At 72.3% G+C, this 19,431-nt stretch carries 22 protein-coding genes, 1 tRNA gene, 1 pseudogene and 1 riboswitch; of the genes and pseudogenes, 12 read left to right on the forward strand and 12 right to left on the reverse strand.

Annotated features, from left to right (window positions below; all coding sequences use genetic code 11):
- Positions 1 to 2: 2 nt before the first annotated feature.
- A riboswitch (Fluoride riboswitch) is annotated at positions 3 to 78 on the forward strand.
- 107 nt (positions 79 to 185) lie between these two features.
- The 3 genes from AC1DE0_RS11780 to crcB are packed head-to-tail and all read left to right on the forward strand — an operon-like array spanning position 186 to position 1,536.
- Positions 186 to 689 (forward strand): universal stress protein, encoded by a 504-nt coding sequence (locus AC1DE0_RS11780; RefSeq protein ID WP_478100612.1) that lies wholly within the window; start codon positions 186 to 188, stop codon positions 687 to 689.
- Positions 680 to 1,162, forward strand: a complete 483-nt coding sequence (locus AC1DE0_RS11785; protein WP_478100614.1) for a fluoride efflux transporter FluC — start codon at positions 680 to 682, stop codon at positions 1,160 to 1,162. The genes AC1DE0_RS11780 and AC1DE0_RS11785 overlap by 10 nt, the downstream gene beginning before the upstream one ends.
- Entirely contained in the window at positions 1,159 to 1,536 is a 378-nt protein-coding gene (crcB, locus tag AC1DE0_RS11790) for a fluoride efflux transporter CrcB (RefSeq protein WP_478100616.1), read from the forward strand. Before AC1DE0_RS11785 ends, crcB begins: the two co-directional genes overlap by 4 nt.
- A gap of 32 nt (positions 1,537 to 1,568) precedes the next feature.
- On the opposite strand, the gene AC1DE0_RS11795 is transcribed toward crcB, so the two are convergent.
- Positions 1,569 to 2,216, reverse strand: coding sequence for a WXG100 family type VII secretion target (locus tag AC1DE0_RS11795; protein ID WP_478100618.1), 648 nt, complete (start codon positions 2,214 to 2,216; stop codon positions 1,569 to 1,571).
- 123 nt (positions 2,217 to 2,339) lie between these two features.
- Here AC1DE0_RS11795 and AC1DE0_RS11800 point away from each other — a divergent pair, with 123 nt between their 5' ends.
- Positions 2,340 to 3,008, forward strand: a complete 669-nt coding sequence (locus AC1DE0_RS11800) for an IMPACT family protein (protein WP_478100620.1) — start codon at positions 2,340 to 2,342, stop codon at positions 3,006 to 3,008.
- Between the two features lie 19 nt (positions 3,009 to 3,027).
- Here AC1DE0_RS11800 and AC1DE0_RS11805 read toward each other — a convergent pair whose 3' ends face one another.
- The 4 genes and pseudogenes from AC1DE0_RS11805 to AC1DE0_RS11820 form a co-directional block, all read right to left on the reverse strand.
- Complete coding sequence (locus AC1DE0_RS11805; RefSeq protein ID WP_478100622.1) at positions 3,028 to 3,270, reverse strand: hypothetical protein; 243 nt, start codon at positions 3,268 to 3,270, stop codon at positions 3,028 to 3,030.
- Positions 3,271 to 3,349: 79 nt separating this feature from the next.
- Positions 3,350 to 3,736: pseudogene (locus AC1DE0_RS11810) on the reverse strand (DUF2652 domain-containing protein); the annotation flags it as partial.
- Positions 3,733 to 4,575, reverse strand: coding sequence for an MFS transporter (locus tag AC1DE0_RS11815; protein WP_478100624.1), 843 nt, complete (start codon positions 4,573 to 4,575; stop codon positions 3,733 to 3,735). The pseudogene AC1DE0_RS11810 and the gene AC1DE0_RS11815, both read right to left, overlap by 4 nt.
- Positions 4,482 to 5,138: a hypothetical protein gene (locus AC1DE0_RS11820; protein WP_478100626.1), complete on the reverse strand. Its 657-nt coding sequence runs from the start codon at positions 5,136 to 5,138 to the stop codon at positions 4,482 to 4,484. The genes AC1DE0_RS11815 and AC1DE0_RS11820 overlap by 94 nt, the downstream gene beginning before the upstream one ends.
- A gap of 182 nt (positions 5,139 to 5,320) precedes the next feature.
- Here AC1DE0_RS11820 and AC1DE0_RS11825 point away from each other — a divergent pair, with 182 nt between their 5' ends.
- Positions 5,321 to 5,893 (forward strand): HhH-GPD-type base excision DNA repair protein, encoded by a 573-nt coding sequence (locus tag AC1DE0_RS11825; protein ID WP_478100628.1) that lies wholly within the window; start codon positions 5,321 to 5,323, stop codon positions 5,891 to 5,893.
- A gap of 82 nt (positions 5,894 to 5,975) precedes the next feature.
- Here AC1DE0_RS11825 and AC1DE0_RS11830 read toward each other — a convergent pair whose 3' ends face one another.
- Positions 5,976 to 7,346 carry a cystathionine beta-synthase gene (locus AC1DE0_RS11830; protein WP_478100630.1) on the reverse strand — a complete coding sequence of 457 codons (1,371 nt, stop codon included), beginning with the start codon at positions 7,344 to 7,346 and terminating at the stop codon, positions 5,976 to 5,978.
- 203 nt (positions 7,347 to 7,549) lie between these two features.
- On the opposite strand from AC1DE0_RS11830, the gene AC1DE0_RS11835 reads away from it, so the two are divergent.
- On the forward strand, positions 7,550 to 8,680 hold the full coding sequence (locus AC1DE0_RS11835) for an SGNH/GDSL hydrolase family protein (RefSeq protein ID WP_478100632.1): 1,131 nt from the start codon (positions 7,550 to 7,552) through the stop codon (positions 8,678 to 8,680).
- Positions 8,681 to 8,746: 66 nt separating this feature from the next.
- Here the strand turns inward: AC1DE0_RS11835 and AC1DE0_RS11840 are convergent, their stop codons facing one another.
- Positions 8,747 to 9,508 (reverse strand): hypothetical protein, encoded by a 762-nt coding sequence (locus AC1DE0_RS11840; RefSeq protein ID WP_478100634.1) that lies wholly within the window; start codon positions 9,506 to 9,508, stop codon positions 8,747 to 8,749.
- 215 nt (positions 9,509 to 9,723) lie between these two features.
- Here AC1DE0_RS11840 and AC1DE0_RS11845 point away from each other — a divergent pair, with 215 nt between their 5' ends.
- Positions 9,724 to 10,947 carry an acetyl-CoA C-acetyltransferase gene (locus tag AC1DE0_RS11845; protein WP_478100636.1) on the forward strand — a complete coding sequence of 408 codons (1,224 nt, stop codon included), beginning with the start codon at positions 9,724 to 9,726 and terminating at the stop codon, positions 10,945 to 10,947.
- Between the two features lie 135 nt (positions 10,948 to 11,082).
- Here AC1DE0_RS11845 and AC1DE0_RS11850 read toward each other — a convergent pair whose 3' ends face one another.
- A complete protein-coding gene (locus AC1DE0_RS11850) occupies positions 11,083 to 11,358 on the reverse strand; it encodes a hypothetical protein (RefSeq protein WP_478100638.1) in 276 nt (91 codons plus the stop codon).
- 52 nt (positions 11,359 to 11,410) lie between these two features.
- Positions 11,411 to 12,292: a Bax inhibitor-1/YccA family protein gene (locus AC1DE0_RS11855; RefSeq protein ID WP_478100640.1), complete on the reverse strand. Its 882-nt coding sequence runs from the start codon at positions 12,290 to 12,292 to the stop codon at positions 11,411 to 11,413.
- A 172-nt stretch (positions 12,293 to 12,464) separates the two neighbouring features.
- On the opposite strand from AC1DE0_RS11855, the gene AC1DE0_RS11860 reads away from it, so the two are divergent.
- The 5 genes from AC1DE0_RS11860 (at position 12,465) to AC1DE0_RS11880 (ending at position 16,338) form a co-directional block, all read left to right on the forward strand.
- Positions 12,465 to 12,539, forward strand: a tRNA-Leu gene (locus AC1DE0_RS11860).
- A 239-nt stretch (positions 12,540 to 12,778) separates the two neighbouring features.
- Positions 12,779 to 14,338, forward strand: coding sequence for a polyprenol phosphomannose-dependent alpha 1,6 mannosyltransferase MptB (gene mptB / locus AC1DE0_RS11865; protein ID WP_478100642.1), 1,560 nt, complete (start codon positions 12,779 to 12,781; stop codon positions 14,336 to 14,338).
- Positions 14,339 to 14,453: 115 nt separating this feature from the next.
- On the forward strand, positions 14,454 to 15,059 hold the full coding sequence (locus AC1DE0_RS11870) for a hypothetical protein (protein ID WP_478100645.1): 606 nt from the start codon (positions 14,454 to 14,456) through the stop codon (positions 15,057 to 15,059).
- On the forward strand, positions 15,056 to 15,670 hold the full coding sequence (locus AC1DE0_RS11875; protein WP_478100647.1) for a hypothetical protein: 615 nt from the start codon (positions 15,056 to 15,058) through the stop codon (positions 15,668 to 15,670). Before AC1DE0_RS11870 ends, AC1DE0_RS11875 begins: the two co-directional genes overlap by 4 nt.
- The gene (locus AC1DE0_RS11880) at positions 15,667 to 16,338 is read left to right on the forward strand and encodes a hypothetical protein (protein ID WP_478100649.1); all 672 of its coding nucleotides are present in this window, start codon (positions 15,667 to 15,669) and stop codon (positions 16,336 to 16,338) included. Before AC1DE0_RS11875 ends, AC1DE0_RS11880 begins: the two co-directional genes overlap by 4 nt.
- A gap of 18 nt (positions 16,339 to 16,356) precedes the next feature.
- Here the strand turns inward: AC1DE0_RS11880 and AC1DE0_RS11885 are convergent, their stop codons facing one another.
- Genes AC1DE0_RS11885 through AC1DE0_RS11895 form a run of 3 tightly spaced genes read right to left on the reverse strand, consistent with a single transcriptional unit; the run spans position 16,357 to position 19,420 of the window.
- The gene (locus AC1DE0_RS11885; RefSeq protein ID WP_478100651.1) at positions 16,357 to 17,811 is read right to left on the reverse strand and encodes a hypothetical protein; all 1,455 of its coding nucleotides are present in this window, start codon (positions 17,809 to 17,811) and stop codon (positions 16,357 to 16,359) included.
- 9 nt (positions 17,812 to 17,820) lie between these two features.
- Positions 17,821 to 18,795 (reverse strand): Ppx/GppA phosphatase family protein, encoded by a 975-nt coding sequence (locus AC1DE0_RS11890; RefSeq protein WP_478100653.1) that lies wholly within the window; start codon positions 18,793 to 18,795, stop codon positions 17,821 to 17,823.
- Positions 18,788 to 19,420: a DUF501 domain-containing protein gene (locus AC1DE0_RS11895; RefSeq protein ID WP_478100655.1), complete on the reverse strand. Its 633-nt coding sequence runs from the start codon at positions 19,418 to 19,420 to the stop codon at positions 18,788 to 18,790. Before AC1DE0_RS11895 ends, AC1DE0_RS11890 begins: the two co-directional genes overlap by 8 nt.
- Positions 19,421 to 19,431: the final 11 nt, after the last annotated feature.

The following is a 19,431-nucleotide window of genomic DNA, read 5'->3' on the forward strand; positions in this document are numbered from 1 at the left end:
TGGTGGTTCCCGGCGATGGATCCCGCCTGGGCACGCAGGTGCCCGAACCGCCGACCGGCTGATGGTTCCTGTTCATCCACGGCCGTGCCGTGGCGATGGGCAGGCCTGCGCGCCGCGCCCGTCACCGAGTGTCTGGAGACTCACCGATGGGCCAGCGTGTGCCACCCCAGCCGCACCCCTCGCGCATGACCGACTTCGCCGGCCACCCCCTGGTCGTGGGCGTCGTCGCCGACCAATCGCCGCTCGTCGCCCTGACGGCGGTGTCGCTGGCCCGGGCGACCGCCGCGAGCGCGCTCTACTTCGCGCACGTCGACACGTCGCGCTACGCGGACGTCGAGAACGCGGACGGCACGGTGCGCCACCTGGCGATCGACCCCGACATCGACGACGAGCTCTGGCCCGAGCGCGAGGCTGCGCTGGGGCGCGCCGTCGGCGAGTGGATGCAGGGCCAGGACGTGCCATGGCACTTCGTCTACCTCGCCGGGCGCCCCGACCGCGCCCTCACACACCTCGCCCGCGCGGTCGACGCCGCAGCCTTCGTCGTCGGCACGCACGCCGGGCACCACCACCGGATCGCGGACTTCGTCAACCGATCCGTGTCGATGCAACTGTCCCACCGACAGCACCGGCCCGTCATCGTCGTCCCCGTCAGCGTGGTCGACTGGGATGAGCGGGCACCGTGGGAGTGACCGGAGACGAGCCCGACCGGGTGTCGACCGCGACGCCACACGCGCCGCGGGCCGCGCACCGGCATCCCGGCCTGCTCGCGCTGATCTTCGCCGGGGGCACCCTGGGCACCGGAGTGCGTGCCGCCCTCGAGAACGCAGCACCGGCCGACGCGGCTGGGATTCCCTGGATCACGTTGATCATCAACGCCATCGGGTCGCTGCTGCTCGGGCTGCTGCTCGAGACGCTGGCACGAACCGGTGCCGACGCCGGCCGGCGCAGGGCTGCCCGGTTGACCTTGGGCACCGGAGTGCTCGGGGGGTTCACGACCTACAGCACCTTCGCCGTCGAGACAGTCCAACGGCTCACGTCGGGGTCGGTCGCGGTGGGTGTCGTCTACGCCGTCGTCAGCATCGTGCTCGGCGCGACGGGGGCTGCCGCCGGATTCGCCGGCGCGCGCCGCATCACCCGGCACACGCAGGGGGTGCGTCGATGACGGTGCTGCTGCTCGCGGTCGCCGGCGGCATCGGCGCCGTCTCGCGCTTCCTCGCAGACACGTTCGTCGCCCGGCACAACCCCTTCCGTATGCCGCTGGGCACGCTGCTCATCAACGTCACCGGCTCGCTGGTGCTGGGCCTCTTGACCGGGCTGCTGGCCGCCGGCGCACCCGACTCCACGGGCGCGAATGTGCGGGCCGTCCTCGGCACCGGGTTCTGCGGCGGCTACACGACGTTCAGCACGGCATCGGTCGAGAGCGTGCGGCTGTGGGTCACGGCGGGTCGAAGCACCGGGGTCGGGTATGCCGTGGCGACGCTGCTCGGCTCGGTCGCCGCCGCGGGCGTCGGTGTGTGGCTGGGCGGCCTTCTCTGACAACGACGTCGAGGCACACCGGCGGCGCGCAGTCAGCGGATGGGCAGTCCCAGCTGGTGTGCGGCGCCGGCCGCCGCGGCCGCCGACGGCACCGGGTGCAACCAGGCGCCGGGCACTTCGGGCTCTCCGTGCTGCAGCTCGAAGACCTGGCCGACGCCGATCCACTGGGCCCAGCCCATCGCGGTGGGCGCGTGCGGAGTCCCGGCAGAAGCGACGAAGGTGGCGCCCACCGGGCCGCCCCACAGCGAGGCCTGTGGACCGCCGCCACCCTGCCCGACTCCTGCGGGCTCCACGACCTGACCGAAGGCCGCGTGACCTGACGCGCGACCTGACGCGTGACCTGAGGCGTGCCCGACCGCATGACCCGACGAGTGTCCTGCCGGCCCTGAGGTGTGGCCCGACGGGCGACTGGGACGCCCGCTCGAGCGGTGCTGCAGGTCGGCGTTGTCGTTCAAGCGGCGCGAGAGCCGGTCGAAGTCGGCGCTGATGCGGGCGAGGTCGTGCTCGACCCGACGCCACCTCTCGACGAGGTGCTGCAGGTCCGGCCCCTGCCAGGCGCGCTGCATCGTGCCGACCGCCCGCTGGCCGCGCGTCCGCACGACGTCGATCTCGCTGCCGAACGACGCCATGCGTCCGGCCGAGTCGCGCAGCGCGTCGACGTCAGCACCCTTCGCGTACACAGAACTCCCCTTCACCCCTGCAAACCGGACCCATCCTCACCCGCCCGGACGTCCCCGTGCAATGGGGAGCCCTCCCCGGACGCCCGGCATACTCGAGGGGTTCCGCCCAGCCCGAGAGAAGGTATGCCGCTGAGCCCGCCACGCCGCTACCTGACCCTGGCGTCTCCGGCCCGGGCGGAGGTCGAGGTCCGCCGCTCCCGCTTCGTCTGTGAGGTCGCGCCCGCGACGTCGGAAGCGGTCGCTCGCGCCTTCATCGAGCAGGCGCGCACGGGCCGCCGGGACGCGCGACACCACTGCACGGCATACGTGCTCGGCCCTGACGGGGCGACGATGCGCAGCAACGACGACGGCGAGCCGTCCGGGACCGCCGGCGCGCCGATGCTCGACGTGCTGCGCGGTCACGAGCTCACCGACGCCGTCGCCGTCGTGTCGCGCTGGTTCGGCGGCACGCTGCTCGGCACCGGCGGTCTCATCCGCGCCTACGGCGACGCGGTCACGGCGGCTCTGGAGCGGGCCACGCTGGTCGCGATGGAGCTGCGCGAGGGTCTCGTCGTCGAGGTGGGCGCGGCCGACGGCCCCCGCGTCGAGAACGCGTTGCGCGGGCGCGACGGCTGCGACGTCACCGAGGTCGCGTGGACGGAACACGGGCTCGTGCTGCGTCTCGCCGTCGTTCCGGGTGCCCAGGAGGCCGTCCGCGGGCTCGTCGCCTCCCTGACAGGCGGCAACGGACGCGTCGCGCCCGGGCCGGAGAGCTGGGTGGGGTCAGCGCCGCAGGACACCGTGGGCGACTGACCGGAGCCCGACGTGTCGGTCAGGCAGGCTGCCGGTGGCGGCGGCGCCGCAGGCCGACCATGTAGGGGAGGCCCGTGCCGACGACGGCGAGAGTGCGCCCGAGCCGACCCAGAACCGTCGGCTCCCCGGGGACGCCGGTGTCGAGCTCGGTGACGTCGACGCACCAGGTGTCCACGGTGCCGATGCCCTCGAGGGCTTGGGAGCCGGCGCGTGCGGGAGGGGACAGCGGGCTGTCGGAGCCGCCACTCAGGTCGGCCGACATGAGCACGTACTCGGGCAGGCTCGACGTCGTTCTTGAGCAGCCGGTGAACGAGGATGACGTCGATGCCGACCAGCTTCGTGCGCTGGCGCACCGTCTGGCTCGCGACCTCGCCGACGTGTGCGACGAACTTGAGCCGGAGGCGGTCGGCCTCGGTGCAGCCCTTGCACGGGCAGAGGTTCGTCGCGACGAAGCGCCGCTCCCGGTGGAACGCGCGGTGCATCGTCGCGGCCGTCCGGAGGGTCAGGTCGACGAGGGCACCGGCGTCGAGACCGTCGACCGTCCGCGCCATGAACGCCGCATCACCCTCGAGCTCGACGAGCTCGAAGCCGGGCGCCGCGTCGACGACCGTCTCGAGCAGGCGAGCGGTGTTCACCTCCGCGTGGGCGAGGCTCATGCGGTGGGTGCGCATGTAGTCGGTGTAGCCGCCGATGTCGGCGATGAGCATCAGCGTCCGGTCGGTCGTCATTCGTGGTCCTCTCGATCGAGGTCAGGGGGTGCGAAGCGTTCGAGCATGGACTCGACGACCGCACCGGCCGCGCGTGCGCTGGGGGTGAACCCGAGCACGGCCGGCAGGAAGTGGTCAGAGCGGAGCGACCGCAGGTGCAGCTCGCCCGAGGCCCGGACGGTGGCCGTGCGGCGCGTGCGGCGGAGCAGGGCGATCTCGCCGAACCCGTCGCCCACCCCGAGGGTCGCGACGTCGCGACCGCCGCCCATGACCACAGCCTCGCCGCTCTCGATGACGAAGTAGCGGTCGCCCGGGTCGCCCTGCTCGAAGACGGTCGCGCCGGCGGGCACCACGACCGCCGGCTCGAGTCCGCGAGCGAGCCTCTCGAGAGTCGGCAGCGGCAGGGGACGCAACATCCCCACCTCCCGCAGCAGCGCGATGTCCCGGTCGTGCACGTCGACCGACCGGTCCATCCCTCTCAGGCGTCGCAGCGACACGATCGCAGCCGTGGGGCACAGGAGCCCGACGACGACGAGCGTGGGGCGTATGCCGGCCTGGTCGACGAGCACCGACGTGACGAGCGCGCCCACGCCGATGAGGAGGGCGACGCCGCTCTCGAGCACGCCGAAGACGCGCGCGAGCACCTCGTCGTCGGCCAGCCGGGCGAGCAGCGTGAAGCCGCTGAGGTCGATGACGGCGTTCCCGACGCCGACGAGCGCGAGCAGCAGCCAGGCGGCCACGTCCTGCGGGAAGACGCCGACGAGGGTCACCGGCAGTCCCCACAGGGCGACCCCCACGGCGAACCAGGTGCCGAGGCCCTTGGTGTCGACGAGCAGCGCCACGCCGAGCGACCCGACCACCGCACCGGCCCCGATCGCCGCCGCGAGCACCCCGACGCCCGACTCGCTCGTGCCGAGCAGGTCGATCGCACCACGACCATGAGCACCGTGAGGGCGCCGCGCGTGAAGGCCTGCACTGCCGCCAAGCCGATGATCAGCGCCACGTCCCGGTCGCCCGCGACGACCCGCACGCCCTCGGCCGCCGATCGCAGGATGGCGGGGGCAGCGGACGGCGCCGGCCGGGGCGGGGCGTCGTATCGCAGGCGGAGCAGGGTCGCCGCGACCGTCGACAGTGCGGCGAGCGCGTAGACGACCGGCGTGGGTCCTCCGAGCCCGACCACGGCCGCGGCGGCCCCCGTCGCGGCGGCGCGGAGCAGCGAGACGACCACGAGCACCCGCTCGCGGCGCCCCCGGTCCGCGAGCGGCGACAGCAACGGCGCCAGCAACGCCGAGGGCACCATGCGCAGCAGACCGACGAGGCCGACCGCCGCCGCCCCGCCGTCGCGGTACGCGAGGATGCCCAGCCCCACGGTGAAGGCCCACTCCGCGGTCCAGGCACCGAGGAAGCCCAGCTGGGCGCGCAACGGGTCGGGGTTGCGCGCATTGCTCGCGAACGCGCCCCTGCCCTGCCGAGCCTGGCCCGGGGACGACTCTCCCCCACGGCGTGACGGTACCGCCGAGCGTCCCCGCGAGGAATGCCTTCGGCGAGAAGGTGGCCGGCCCCTGCGACCGGACCGCCCACGCGCCCGCGTGAGAGCATGCCTGCATGGGCTTCCAGATCGCGGGCGATCCCGCCGCTGACCAGGTGCTCGACGAGCACCCGTTCGCCGTCGTCGTCGGGATGATGCTCGACCAGCAGTACGGCATGGAGCACGCCTTCCGGGGCGGCTACAAGGTGCTGAGCCGGTTCGGCACGCTCGACCCGGCCGCCATCGCCGGCGCCGACCCCGACGAGTTCAAGGCGATGGCGAGCACGCCACCGGCGATCCACCGGTTCCCCGGCTCGATGGCCGCGCGCCTGCAGGAGCTGGCCGCCCTCGTCGAGAGCCGCTACGACGGCGACGTCACGCGCCTCTGGACCGAGGCCACCACAGGCAAGGAGCTGCTCAAGCGGGTGCAGGAGCTGCCCGGCTTCGGCAAGCAGAAGGCGCAGATCTTCGTGGCGCTGCTCGCCAAGCAGCTGGGTGTCCGGCCCGAGGGCTGGGAGACCGCGGCCGGAGACTACGCCCTCGACGGCTACCGCTCAGTCGCCGACGTCGTCGACGGCGGCTCGCTGCTCAAGGTGCGAGAGTTCAAGCAGGCTAAGAAGGCCAGCGCCAAGGCCGCCCAGGACGCCTGAGCCGCAACAGATCTCGACCGTATGCCGCTGGGCTCCCTTCCGAGAGAAGCGAGCCCAGCGGCATACGTAAGTTGTTGCTTTCTCAGTCGGCGAGGAAACCGAGCAGGTCTGCGCGCGTCAGCACGCCGATCGGCTTGCCGTCCTCGACGACGAGGATCGCGTCGCTGTCCTCGAGCTCCTTGCGGGCAGAGGACACCGGCGAGCCGGCACCGACGAGCGGCAGTCCGGGCTCCATGTGCTTCTCGACCGAGTCGGCGAGGTGCGCATGGCCGGTGAACAGCGCCTGCAGCAGGGCCCGCTCGCTCACCGAACCCGCGACCTCACCCGACATGACGGGCGGCTCGGCCTTGACGACCGGCATCTGCGACACGCCGTACTCGCGGAGGATCTGCACGGCGTCGCGGATGGTCTCGTTGGGGTGGGTGTGCACGAGGGCCGGCATGTCGCCCGACTTCGTGTGCAGCACCGAGCCGACGGTCTCCTCGGTGTGATCGTTGAGGAAGCCGTAGGAGTGCATCCACTCGTCGTTGAAGATCTTGCTCATGTAGCCGCGGCCCGAGTCGGGCAGCAGCACGACCACGACGGCGTCGTCGGGCAGGTCCTTCGCGGCGCGCAGGGCGGCGACGACGGCCATGCCGCACGAGCCACCGACGAGCAGGCCCTCCTCGCGGGCGAGCCGGCGCGTCATCTCGAAGGAGTCGGCGTCGCTCACCGCGATCACCTCGTCGACGACGGACGGGTCGTAGGCGCCCGGCCAGAAGTCCTCGCCGACGCCCTCGACGAGGTAGGGGCGACCGGTGCCGCCGGAGTAGACCGAGCCCTCGGGGTCGGCGGCGACGACGCGCACGGCGCCGTCGCTGACCTCCTTGAGGTACTTGCCGGTGCCGCTGATCGTGCCGCCCGTGCCGGCGCCTGCGACAAAGACGGTGACCTGGCCGTCGGTGTCGTTCCAGACCTCGGGGCCGGTCGTCAGGTAGTGGCTGTTGGGCCCCTCGGGGTTGTAGTACTGGTTCGGCTTCCAGGCGCCCTCGATCTCACGCACGAGGCGGTCGGACACCGAGTAGTAGGAGTCGGGGTGCTCCGGCTCGACGGCCGTGGGGCAGACGACGACCTCGGCGCCGTACGCCTTGAGCACGTCGCGCTTGTCCTGGCTCACCTTGTCGGGACAGACGAAGACGCACTTGTAGCCCTTGCGCTGGGCGACGAGGGCCAGGCCCACGCCGGTGTTGCCGCTCGTCGGCTCGACGATGGTGCCGCCGGGCTCGAGCAGGCCGTCGCGCTCGGCGGCCTCGACCATGCGCAGGGCGATGCGGTCCTTCACCGAGCCGCCGGGGTTGAAGTACTCGACCTTCGCCAGCACCGTGCACCTCACCCCCGCGTCAGCGACGACCGAGCCGAGCTTGACCAGGGGGGTGTTTCCGACGAGGTCGGCGACGTTCTCTGCATACTTCACCCGCCCATCCTAGGAGGCCCGTCCCACGGGTCGAGACACGTGGTCCTGTCGGCCGGCTGTGCCGGGATCCCGCCAGGACGCCCGTGCAACCTGCCCCGGGGACGGCTCGCGGACCTGGACGAACCGGGCACGGAGCCACCGGCCCGGGCGTTACCGTGGTGGACCCGGTTGATCGACGAACGCAGGAGAAGGGGGCCTTCGACATGGGGCGTGCACGGCGCGCGCGCAGGATCGCCCAGCAGGCGGCATACGGCGGCGGAGTGGGGGTGGCGGGCCTCGGCGCCCTCAGCCTCCTCGGCTACGGGCTGCTGCGGGCCGAGGCCCGCATGGCGCGACGGATCGTCGGCCAGCCGTTCGAGGGCGCGCCCGCGGACAGCGGCACCTACGGCTCCGGTCATGGCATGCCCCTGCAGTTCCTCGTGCTCGGCGACTCCACCGGCGTCGGCATGGGCGCCGACCACCCGCACCAGACCATCGGCGCCACCATCGCGAGCGGTGTCGCCGCCTTCAGCGGCCGACCCGTCGAGCTCACGAACGTCGCCGTCATCGGTGCCGAGTCCCCCGACCTCGACGAGCAGGTCGAGCGCGGCCTGTCCGCCGTGCCCGAGCCCGACGTCGCCGTGATCATGGTCGGCGCCAACGACGTCACGCACCGCATCGACACCTCGGTCGCCGTCCGCCACCTCGAGATGGCCGTGCGCTCCCTCCGTGAGGCCGGCGCCGAGGTGGTCGTCGGGACGTGCCCCGACCTCGGCGCCATCGAGCCCGTTCCGCAGCCGCTCCGGCTGCTCGCCCGCCGCTGGTCACGCGACCTCGCGGCCGCCCAGACGGTTGCCGTCGTCGAGGCCGGCGGCCGGGCGGTGTCGGTCGGCGACCTGCTGAGCGAGGCGTTCTCGGCGGAGCCGACGGTGATGTTCAGCAAGGACCGCTTCCACCCCAGCCCGGCTGGTTATGCCCGCGTCGCGGCCGCCCTGCTGCCCACGGTCAGCGCCGCCCTCGACCTCTTCGGCGAGCGGAGCGCCCCCACCGAGCCGAACCTGCGCCGCGGCGAGAGCGTCGGACCCGTCGCGAAGGCCGCCATGCGGGCGGTCACCCAACCGGGCACGGAGGTGGCGCCGGCCGAGGTCGACGGACAGGTGCGCGGGGCCCAGGGCCGCTGGGCGGTGCTGCTGCACCGCATCCGGCCGGCCGTTCCCGTGCCGGCACCCGCAGGCCACGGCGAACCCTTGGCGTCGTCGGACGACGCCGCCACGCAGGATGCCGGTCCCATCGACGGTGCGACCGACGAGGCCACCCGCAACGACACCACCTCCGAGGACACCGTCGCGCGCTAGCCACGACGACGGAGGGCCCGTCCGCAGGATGCGGACGGGCCCCCTCGACACGACGGTGCGGCTGGGTCAGCCGATCTTCATGATCTCGGAGGCGGCGGGCGCCGTGATGCCGAGGTCCTCGTTCCACTTGGAGAAGTCGAGCTGGCCCGGGCTGGCGGAGGAACCCGTGAAGCGCACGACCTCGAACTTGTCCTTGGAGACGTAGAGGGCGCCCTCGGCCTTGCCCTTCTTGTCGGTGAGCACCCAGCACGGCACACCGTTGACGTCCTCGCTCGCGACGTCGGTCGCCAGCTGGCTGGGCGTGACCGCGCCGAAGGCCTTCTCGAGGAAGGTCTTGAGGCTGAGGCTCTCGGTCAGGGCACCGGCGGAGGTCGGGGCCTTGATGAACTTGTCGCCGGCCTTCTGCACCGACGCGGGCGCGCCCTGCTTCTTCCAGAACTCGGCGTCGGCCTGGATGTAGACGGCGTCGGTGAGGGAGATGACGCGGGCCTTGCCGTCACCCTCCATGTCGATGGTGATGTCGGCGGTCTTGCCGTCGCTCGTGCCCTTGAAGTCGATCTTGATGGTCTTGCCGCTCTGGTCGACCTGACCCACGAAGGCACCGGACTTCGCCGCGAGGGCGCTCGTCTTTGCCTTGGTGAGGATCTCGGACGCCTGCGGGGCGTCGCTCGCCGCCGAGGAGGCCGACGTGGACGTGCTGGCGCCGGCGGCGGGGGTGCTGCTGCTCGACCCGGTCGCGGGGGTGTCGGACTTCGAGCACGCGGCCGCGCCGAGGCTGATCGCGATGGCGCCGGACACGGCGACGACGCGCGTCGTGAAGGTCTTCATGATGGGTGGTGCCCCCTGATCGTCGGTAGGTCCGGGGTGAGCAGCCGGGCCGGGGCCGGCACGGGTGCGCCGGCAACCTGGTCAGCCTAGCGGGGTCGCGGCGAGACGCAGGTCATGGGCGGCGCCCTGTCCAACCGGTGCGAGGACGTCCTACCATCGAGTGACTGAGCAAGCGCTTAGTGGATCCCTCCCGATGAAGTAGCAGGAGAACCCTCGTGACCGAAGCCGTCATCGTCTCGACCGCCCGCTCGCCGTTCGGGCGCGCCTTCAAGGGCTCGCTCAAGGAGGTCCGCCCCGACGACCTCGCTGCCACCGTGGTGCAGGCCGCGCTCGACAAGGTCCCCGGCCTCGACAAGACGCTCGTCGAGGACCTCTACCTCGGCTGCGCCGAGCCCTCGGGCAAGCACGGCTCCAACATGGCCAAGGTCGTGGCCACCCTGCTCGGCCTCGACGCGACCCCGGCCGCGACGATCAACCGATTCTGCGCCTCCTCGGCCCAGACCACCCGGATGGCCTTCCACGCCATCAAGGCCGGCGAGGGCGACATCTTCGTCTCTGCCGGCGTCGAGTGCGTCTCGCAGTACACCGACTGGGCCGGTGCCGGTGGCGCCAAGGCCGACGCGCAGAACCCGCGGTTCGCCGAGGCGCAGGAGCGCACGAAGCGCATGGCCGAGACGAACGAGACGTGGACCGACCCGCGCGCCGACGGCTCACTGCCCGACATCTACATCGCGATGGGCCAGACGGCCGAGAACGTCGCGACGGCATACGGCATCTCCCGCGACCGTCAGGACGAGTGGGGCGTCACCAGCCAGAACCGCGCCGAGGCGGCCATCGGTCGCGGCTTCTTCGACTGGGAGATCAGCCCGGTCACCACGCCCGACGGCACCGTGGTGACCAAGGACGACGGCCCCCGCGCGGGCGTCACCCTCGAAGCCGTGCAGGGCCTCAACCCCGTGTTCCGCGAGCAGGGCACCGTCACGGCCGGCAACTGCTGCCCCCTCAACGACGGCGCAGCCGCCCTCGTGATCATGAGCGACACCAAGGCGAAGGAGCTCGGCCTCACGCCGCTCGCCCGCGTCGTGTCGACCGCCGCGACCGGCCTCTCCCCCGAGATCATGGGCCTGGGCCCGGTCGAGGCGAGCAACCTCGCGCTCAAGCGCGCCGGCCTCTCGATCGGCGACATCGACCTCTACGAGATCAACGAGGCCTTCGCCGCGCAGGTGATCGGCTCCGCCGACCAGATCGGCATGGACTACGACAAGCTCAACGTCAACGGCGGCGCCATCGCGATCGGCCACCCGTTCGGCGCGACGGGCGCCCGCATCACCGGCACCCTGATCAACGCGCTGCGCGAGACCGACGGCCAGTTCGGCCTCGAGACGATGTGCGTCGGCGGCGGCCAGGGCATGGCCGTCATCTTCGAGCGCCTCAGCTGACACCGGGCCACCCACCCTCATCGAGAAAGCAATCCGTCCGCGTCCCGCTCGGCCTCACCGAGCACGGGAGCGGACGGATTGCTTTCTCGATGTACGTGGCGCGGACGGATTGCTTTCTCGATGGGAGAGCACGGGTCAGAGGAGGTGGCGTATGCCGGCGAGCTCTTCTGCGACCACGGCTGGGTCCCTGTCGGGCTGGGTCACGAACAGGTCGTGGACCATGACGGTGAGCTGGTCCATCAGGACCGCCGGCCCCAGGTCCGGCACCTCACGGGGGGCGACCCCCCGCTCGCCCGCCACGCGGTCGGCGAGCTGCTGCACGACGAGGCGGACGGACGGCATACGCGAAAGCGCGTGGTCGAGCGGCAGCTGGTGCCACCGCTCGACCACGCGCCGGAGCTCGTCCGACACCTCGGGCGGGGTCGGCGAACCCGCGCCCTGAGGTGCCGAAGGTGTCACGCGGTCAGTCGCGCAGACGCGCGAAGAGGCGGACGAACTCGATGTAGAGCCAGACCACCGACACGATGAGGCCGTGCGCGAGCAGCCAGGAGTACTTGGCCGGGGCGCCCAGACGGACCGCGTGGTCGATCGAGTCGAAGTCGAACGCCAGCGACCAGGCCGCGAGGCCGACACCGAGGATCGACAGGCCGATGCCGAGCATGCCGCTTCCGCCGAAGCCCCAGCCGCTCAGCACGCCGGTCCACTGGAGGACGAGCTGCAGCAGCATGAACAGGGCGTAGCCGATGAGCATGAAGGTGAAGATGCGACGAGTGCGGTTGTTCACCTTGACGAGGCCGAACGCGTACGCGGCGTACATGCCGGCGAAGGTGCAGGCCGTGGCCAGCACCGCCATGAGCACGACGCCCCTGTAGTTGGGGATCGTGTTGATCGTGTAGCTGAACGCCCCGAGGAAGGCTCCCTCGACCGCGGAGTACAGCACGATGAGCGGCACCGAGACCGTCTTCATGAACGCGATCGCGAGCCCGATGAGGAGGCCGATGACCATGCCACCGAGCCAGATCGGGCGAGCGAGGCCCGGGGACCCCGACACCATCACCCACGTCACGGCTCCTGCGGCGACCAGGAGGGCGAAGAGCCCCAGGCTCTTCATGATGACGTCGTCGAGCGTGACTCGACCGGTGTCGACGGACCCGGCGCTCTGGCGCGCGTACATCTCGTTGAGCTGCTGCGCCGACATGGCATCCTGGGTCGCGTAACCCGTCGTGGCCGCCTGCGTCTGGGTGCCCGGCTGCTGCGGACTGCCCTGGGGAGCGCCGAAACCGGCGTAGCGCTCCTTCTCGATCTGCTTGTTGAGCCGGTCGAAGACCGGGTTTCCACCTGCCATGTGAGTGCGCTCCTCGAAGCACTGGGTGCCACGACCCGCTCCTGGGCGTGACGACTGTCCCCAACAGTAAGCGAACGCACCCCACCCATTGGTTCCCGGCGCACCCGGACACGTCCGACAAGACGCGCCGGGCACGCACCGCCGCACCCACCGACGGCATACTGGGCCCGGCGCCCCCGTGGCCCAACCGGCAGAGGCAGGCGACTTAAAATCGCCAACGGTGAGGGTTCGAGTCCCTCCGGGGGTACGTGTTCGTCATCGGTCGTAGGGGCACGGTTCGGTAACAGCACCGCCCACCCCTTGGGCGTGCCCCCTCACCCACCGCGCGACTGCACCTAGAATGGCCGCCGAGAACGAGGTCCAGGGGCCGATCCACGCGCTCCTTCATGGACTGTGCCGCGTCGCCGACGCGGGCCACTCGATCGAAGGAGCAAACGGGTGCTGGAGCATCGTGTCGCGGGGGCGACGACGACTGCACCCTCTCGCATGCGTCGGGGGTCCTACCCGAGCCTCACGACCGCGGTCACCGAGTTCGGTGCCGACTTCGCCGAGCGCTTCACCGCGGCGTTGCAGCGCAGCTGGGCCGACCCGATGGTCCGCCGGGGCACGCTGGGCACCTCGCTCGTCGCCGCCGGCTCGATCAGCCCGGCGTTCCTGCCGGGCGACACCTTCGAGACGCCGGTCTCGCCGCTCATCGGTCGCTTCGGGCTCGAGTGGCTCGGCACCGGCGCGGGCCGCGTCTTCACCACGATCCTGCTCGCCGTCGGTCTCGCGCTGCTCGTCGACTCCTGGCTGCGCATGCGCCCCGTCCACGGCCGCAAGGCGCCCTCGCTCGCCTGGCTGCTCTGGAGCCTGCCGCTCATGGTCGCGCCGCCGCTGTTCAGCCGCGACGCCTACAGCTACGCCGCCCAGGGCAAGATCGTCTCCCGGGGCATGGACCCGTATGCCGTCGGCCCCTTCTGGGTGCCCGGGCCGTTCGCCGACCAGGTCGACCCCATGTGGGTGCAGACCCCCGCGCCCTACGGCCCGCTCGCGCTGCAGGTGCAGCACGCCGTCGTCCAGGTCTTCCCCGACCACGCGTATGCCGCCGCCCTCACGATGCGGGTGCCCGCCCTGCTCGCCGTGGGGCTGCTCGCGTACGCCCTCCCGCGCCTCGCGGAGCGCTACGGCGTGAGCGGCCGGCACGCCCTGTGGCTCGGCGTGCTCAACCCGCTCGTCATCATGCACTTCATCGGCGGCGCCCACGGCGACGCCGTCATGGTCGCGCTCGTCGCGCTGGCCCTGCTCCTCGCCAGCCGTGGGCAGCTGATCGTCGCTGCGATGACCCTGGCCGCCGCGGCCGCCTACAAGCAGACGGCGGTGCTCGCCCTGATCGGCATCGTCGGGATGGCGCTGCAGGCGCAGACCGACCTGGCGCCCGGTGCCACCGCGCGCCTGCGGGCGATGGCGCGCCATGGTCTCGCGTACGGCGGCGTCATGGCGCTCACGTTCACCGCGATCACCCAGCTCACCGGGCTCGGCTGGGGCTGGGTGCCCAACCTGTCGGTGCCGGTCTCGCTGCGCTCGATGCTGTCGCCGCCGACCTTCGTGGGCAGCGTGGTCGAGTGGCTGATGCGGGTCGGCGGCATGCCGCAGAGCGTGGCCGCGGCCCCGGTCCCGATCGCCCAGACGATCGGCCTCGTCGCCGGCCTGGTCGGCATCGCATGGATCACGTGGCGCGTCGCCCCGCGCAACCCGGTGCTCGCGACCGCCGGCGCCATGCTCGTGCTCTGCGCCTCGGGCCCCGTCATCCACCCGTGGTACCTCCTGTGGGGCGGTGTGCTCCTCGCCGCGGTCCGCCTCTCGGCGGTGCACATGCGCGCGGTCGTCTTCGCGACCCTCTTCTTCGTCACCTACGGCGTCGTCGACGCCACCGTCTCGAACGGCACCTGGGCCCTCGGGGTCTCCGCCGCCCTCTGGATGGCGGCCCGCCTGCGCACCCACCGTCGCAGGGTGCACGAGCAGTCCGACGAGCCCGTGCTCGCCGTAGCCCGCCCCCGCGCCTGACGCTGGCTATCATCGGCGCGTGGTCAGGGACACAGGGTAACGCTTCGTCACGCGCGCGCGGCGTTGGGTCCTCGGCCTGTCCCCGCTGGCGCTGCTGACCTCGGGCTTTCTCGTCGTGCTGCTCGTCTCAGGGCTCTTCGGCGGCCTGCGCGAGGTCGACACCGACCCGGCCGGCACCGTCACGGCGGGTGTTCCGGTGCAGACCGACCCGCTCACAGTGACGGTCAGAGGCGCCTACTGGGTGACTGCCTTCCCCGAGGCCCCAGGCTCCCCCGGCAGCAGTGGCAGCACCGCCGGCGGCCCCGCCGTCTACCCCGACAAGCCGACGCGCGGGCGCTTCGTCGTCGTCGAGGCGACCGCCCTCAACACCTCCGACCGGACGGTCGACTACGACGTGCTGCGCGAGGCCGTCTCGCTCGACGGGGCGCAGGGATTCGTGACGACGCGTGGCACGGCGCTCGTGCCGGCCGTCCAGGCACGACCGACCTACGTCTACACGATGCCGGAGAAGCGGATCTTCGGCACGGCCCACCCCGGCGTCACCTACACGGTCGCCTACCTGTGGGACCAGTCGGCTGCGGTGCCGCTGCCCGGGCGGCTGACGGTCGCCGTCAACGGCCACACCTGGCGCGAGGACACCCTCGACTTCCATCTCGGCTGGCACGACCCCGCCGTCGAGGCCACCGGCCCGTTTGCGGTCGCCCAACGGAGGGCGTCGTGAGGTTCCCGCGGCCGCGGCGGGCGACCCTGGGGGTCGGCGCCCTCGTCGTCGCCGGTCTGGCCGTGACCCAGTCACTCGATGCCTTGCTGCCCTCGGCCACCGGCAGCGACTTCGGCACCTGGGCACAGCGTCCCTTCGTGCGTGACGGCGCCCCCGGGTCGCCGATCGCCCTGCGCACCGGAGAGCTCACGGTGACCTCCATCGAGGGGGCCACGACCCTCGACGAGACCGGCGCCTACCCCGTCACCACCGAGGCGGTCTTCCTCGTCGTGCACTTCACGTGGACGCCCCGGTCGGAGAAGGGCTCGATCACGGTGGTCGAGGTCGCCGGTGCCCACGACCGTGTCTTCCGGGCCACCTCCATCGGCTCGGGCCGAGATGGCGTGACCTGCCCGTTCCCACCGCCCGGGGTCACGGCGGACTGCACCGCCGTCGTGGAACTCCCTCGCGACGCGCTGCCGGGCGCCACGGTCACCCTGTCGACCAACGCCGTCGACGAGGGTCTCGACGACGTCGCCCGCGTCGATGTCGGAGTGGGCGCCGAGGCCGCCGGCAGCTGGGGTCGCGGCCGCACCGCCACCGTGTCGTCGGGCCTGGTGGGCCTCTCGTGAACGCCACCGAGACCATCACCCGCGCGCGACGAGGCTGGCTGCGCCGCAACCGGGTCGGGCTCGTCCTGCTCCCGGTCGCCCTCGCAGCGGCCCTCGCCGGCAACGCCGAACGGCTGCAGACCCTGTGGTGGGAGGACGGGCTGCACGCGCCGCAGCGACCCGACGGCTCGGGGGTCGTGCACTTCGTCGACGCCTACGACGACGGACACCACGCGTGGCCGATCCGGCCCGAGCTGTCGCTCGTCTCGGTCACCCGCGTCGACTCCCTCCCGGGGTCGGACGGCGAGCCCCGGCAGGTGACGCTGCCCACGGGCGCCGTGCTGCACAAGGTCACCCTGCACGTGAAGGCCGACCCGAACATGATCCTCGCGGGCTGCACCCTCGCCCTGGCCGATGCCGCCGGCACGCGTTGGGAGACGGGGTCGCGGGCCTTCGAGGTCGACGCGTCGGAGCCCTTCTCGCCCTGCACCCCCGACCAGCACCCGGGGCCGGGGTGGCTCCCCAAGGACAAGCAGCCGGTCGTCGACGCCGCCGAGGTGCGGCCGGCCGCCTACGACGTCGACTCCTACGTGGTGACGCCTGCCGGCGCGCGGCCGACGGAGGTCTGGGTCTGGTGGGACGCGCCGCGCTTCGCCGCGCTGCCGATCACCGCACCGGCCGAGGGCTGAGCCCGCCCACCAGCCCGTTCAGCCCTGCGCCGCGACGGGCTCCTCGACGCCCCCGGCGGCAGTCGCCTCTGCTTCGTCGCGCCGCATGATGATGCGGTCGACGGCGGCGGCGATCAGTCCGACGAGCAGCACCGTGTAGCAGGCCATCTGCACCACGCTGAACCACGGCATGAAGGCGAGACCGGTGGAGGCGTCGACGGGCCCTCGGGCGAGCCGCAACAGCTCGCCGACGCCCCATTGGACGCCACGCGCGACCATGAAGACGACGCAGAAGAGCAGCATCGGCACGAAGCCGGCGACGACGAGCAGGCGCACGCCGTCGGCGAACGTGCGGAAGCGGTCGCGCAGGTCGGCGGTCGCGTTGCGGCCGAGCCGGCGCACCGGGGCCGGGACCCGATGGGTGCGCGCCGCGACCGCGTCGAACGAACGGCGCCACCGGCCCGCGGGCACGTCACCCGACCCGGTCGCGCTCCCGGGGTCTGGGGGGATCGGCGCCGAGCTGGTGGGTGCCGTCGGGGCCGTCAGCCGGTCGCGGCGGCCGTAGGCCACGGCCCCGACGGTGAGCCACGCGATCGGCACGACGACGAGGTCTGCGCCGTTGGCGAGCACGCCGGCAACGGTGTCGACGACGGCCTTGACCGGCACGCCTACCGGACCGAGCACCTCGACGACCCCGTGCCACCCGTCGAGCGCCCAGACGGTGAACGCTCGGGAGTCGCGCCAGTCGCTGAAGCGCTGCAGCAGCTGGTCGGCGTAGACGGCGAGGGAGAAGAGCCAGAAGATCTCGACGTAGGCCGCGAAAAGGCCCACCCCCGTGTGTTTCTCGGCCAGCTCGAAGCGGTTGATCAGGCGCCGCAGCACGAACGCCACGACGATGACCCCGAGCAGGAACGCACGGTCGCCGATGATGAACCGCATCGGCCCGGTGTCGGTGCCGTAGAAGAGGTCGGCGCTGGCGCGGAACTCCTGGAAGGCCGCCTGGTTGATGAACTGTCGGCGGTCGGCCTCGAGGAAGCCCTGCGCGGAGTAGACGGTGAGGAACGGCACGAGCATGCTCGCGAGCAGGCCGAGGCGGCCACCGGCTGCCACCTTCCTGCTCGCTCGCGGGCTGGGCTCGTCGGCTGCCGGAGCGTCCGTCGCCCCGTCCGCCCCCGCCGTCGGCGCCGTCGCGGCCGTCGCGGCCGTCGCGGCCGTCGCGGCCGTCGCGAAGCTCGCGTGCCGCAGGGAGGGTGAGAGCGTGCGCAGCATGAAGATGATCGCGGCGAGCGTGCCGATGGGCGCGAGGGGCAGCAGCAGCTGCGCCAGGAAGGGGTGCTGGTCGCTGACCTCGACGGCCAGCCAGATGACCCCGCCGCGGACTGCGGCGCCGAACAGGAAGAGGACGAGCAGCACCGGGAGGTGCCGCCACGCGAGACGCAGGCCGTCGACGACCACCGAGGAGGCGTCGCGCACCCCTGACCACACCCTGTCCACGGGCGAAGTCTAGGGTCGGCGCGCGACGCTGAGGGCGATGCCGTCGAGGATGTCGTGCTCCGACGTGACGACCTCGGTGATGCCCGCTCGGTCGGCGACGCGCTCGACGACGCGGCGCCACACCAGCGCCCCGGCACCGATGACGTCGACACGGCCGGGATGCATGTAGGGCAAGGCCGCCCGGTCGGCGCGGCTCATCGCCAGCAGGTCGTCGCACGCTGCGAGGACATCGGCCACCGCCGCATGGCTGAGGTGGATGCGCTCGGGGTCGTATGCCGTCAGGTGCAGCAGGTGCGCCGTGATCGTCGTGACGCTGCCGGCCAGGCCAACGAGGGCGGCGACACCCTCGATCGGGACCGCTGACTCGGCGACGTCGAGCGCCGCGTCGATGTCACGGGTGGCGGCCGCGATCTCGTCGGCCGTCGGTGGGTCGCTGACGAGGTGGCGCTCGGTCATGCGCACGCAGCCGATGTCGACCGACCGAGCCGCCTCGACGTGGTCGGTGCCTCGCACCAGCTCCGTCGACCCTCCGCCCAGGTCGACGACGAGATAGGGCCCCGAAACCCGTTGCGCAGCAAGGCCACCCGTCGCTCCAGCGAACGACAGTGAAGCCTCCTCGTCACCCGACACGACCTCCGGGGTGACCTCGGAGCCGTAGTGCTCCTGGAAGGCCGTGCGCACGCCGTCGATGAAGTCGGCAGCGTTCCGCGCGTCACGGGACGCCGAGGTGGCGACGAAGCGCACCGCCGAGGCGTCGAGCTCTCGGCACGCGGCGGCATACTCGCGCGTGACCGAGAGCGTGCGTTCCATCGACTCGGGGGCGATGACGCCCGTGCGGTCGACGCCGTGCCCGAGCCGGACGATCTCCATGCGGCGCACCACGTCGGTGAGGGCACCGGTGGACGGGTCGACGTCGGCGACGAGCAGACGGATCGAGTTGGTGCCGCAGTCGATCGCCCCGACGCGCACGGTGCCGTCAGCCATCGGCCCGGCCCGTCGCGGCCGTGGCGGCGCCGTCTGCGGCATCCGCGGAGGCATCCCCCGAGGCATCCGTCCTGGCATCCGACGAAGCGTCCTCGGCATCCTCGGCCGCGTGCAGGGCTGCGCACGACGTGGGCTGCCACCAGTCGTCGAGCATCGCGAGCGCCTCGTCACCGAGCGGGTTCACGCCGGGACCCGCAGCGAGCGAGTGGCCGACGAGCACGTGCAGGCACTTGACGCGGGTCGGCATGCCGCCCGCCGAGATGCCGTCGATCTCGGGCACGTCACCGAGCTCGGCGCGCTGGGCCAGGTAGTGCTCGTGCGCGCTGGCGTAGGCCGCGGCGAGCGCCTCGTCCTGCCCGAGTCGCTCGGTCATCTCCTTCATCACCCCGCCCGTCTCGAGCGTGCTCACGGCGCCGGTGAGCCGAGGGCAGGTGGCGTAGTAGGTCGTCGGGAAGGGCGTGCCGTCGGGCAGCCGGGGTTCGGTGCGCAGCACGTCCGGCTCGCCGCACGGGCAGCGGTGCGCCACCTCCGCGACGCCCCGGGGCGGCCGGCCGAGCTGCCGCTCCACGGCGGTGAGGTCGGCAGGGTCGACGGCAGGACGGGACGGACGTGCGGGGTCGCTCACGGGTGGCTCAC

The organism is Terrabacter sp. 05T424 (assembly GCF_056396225.1).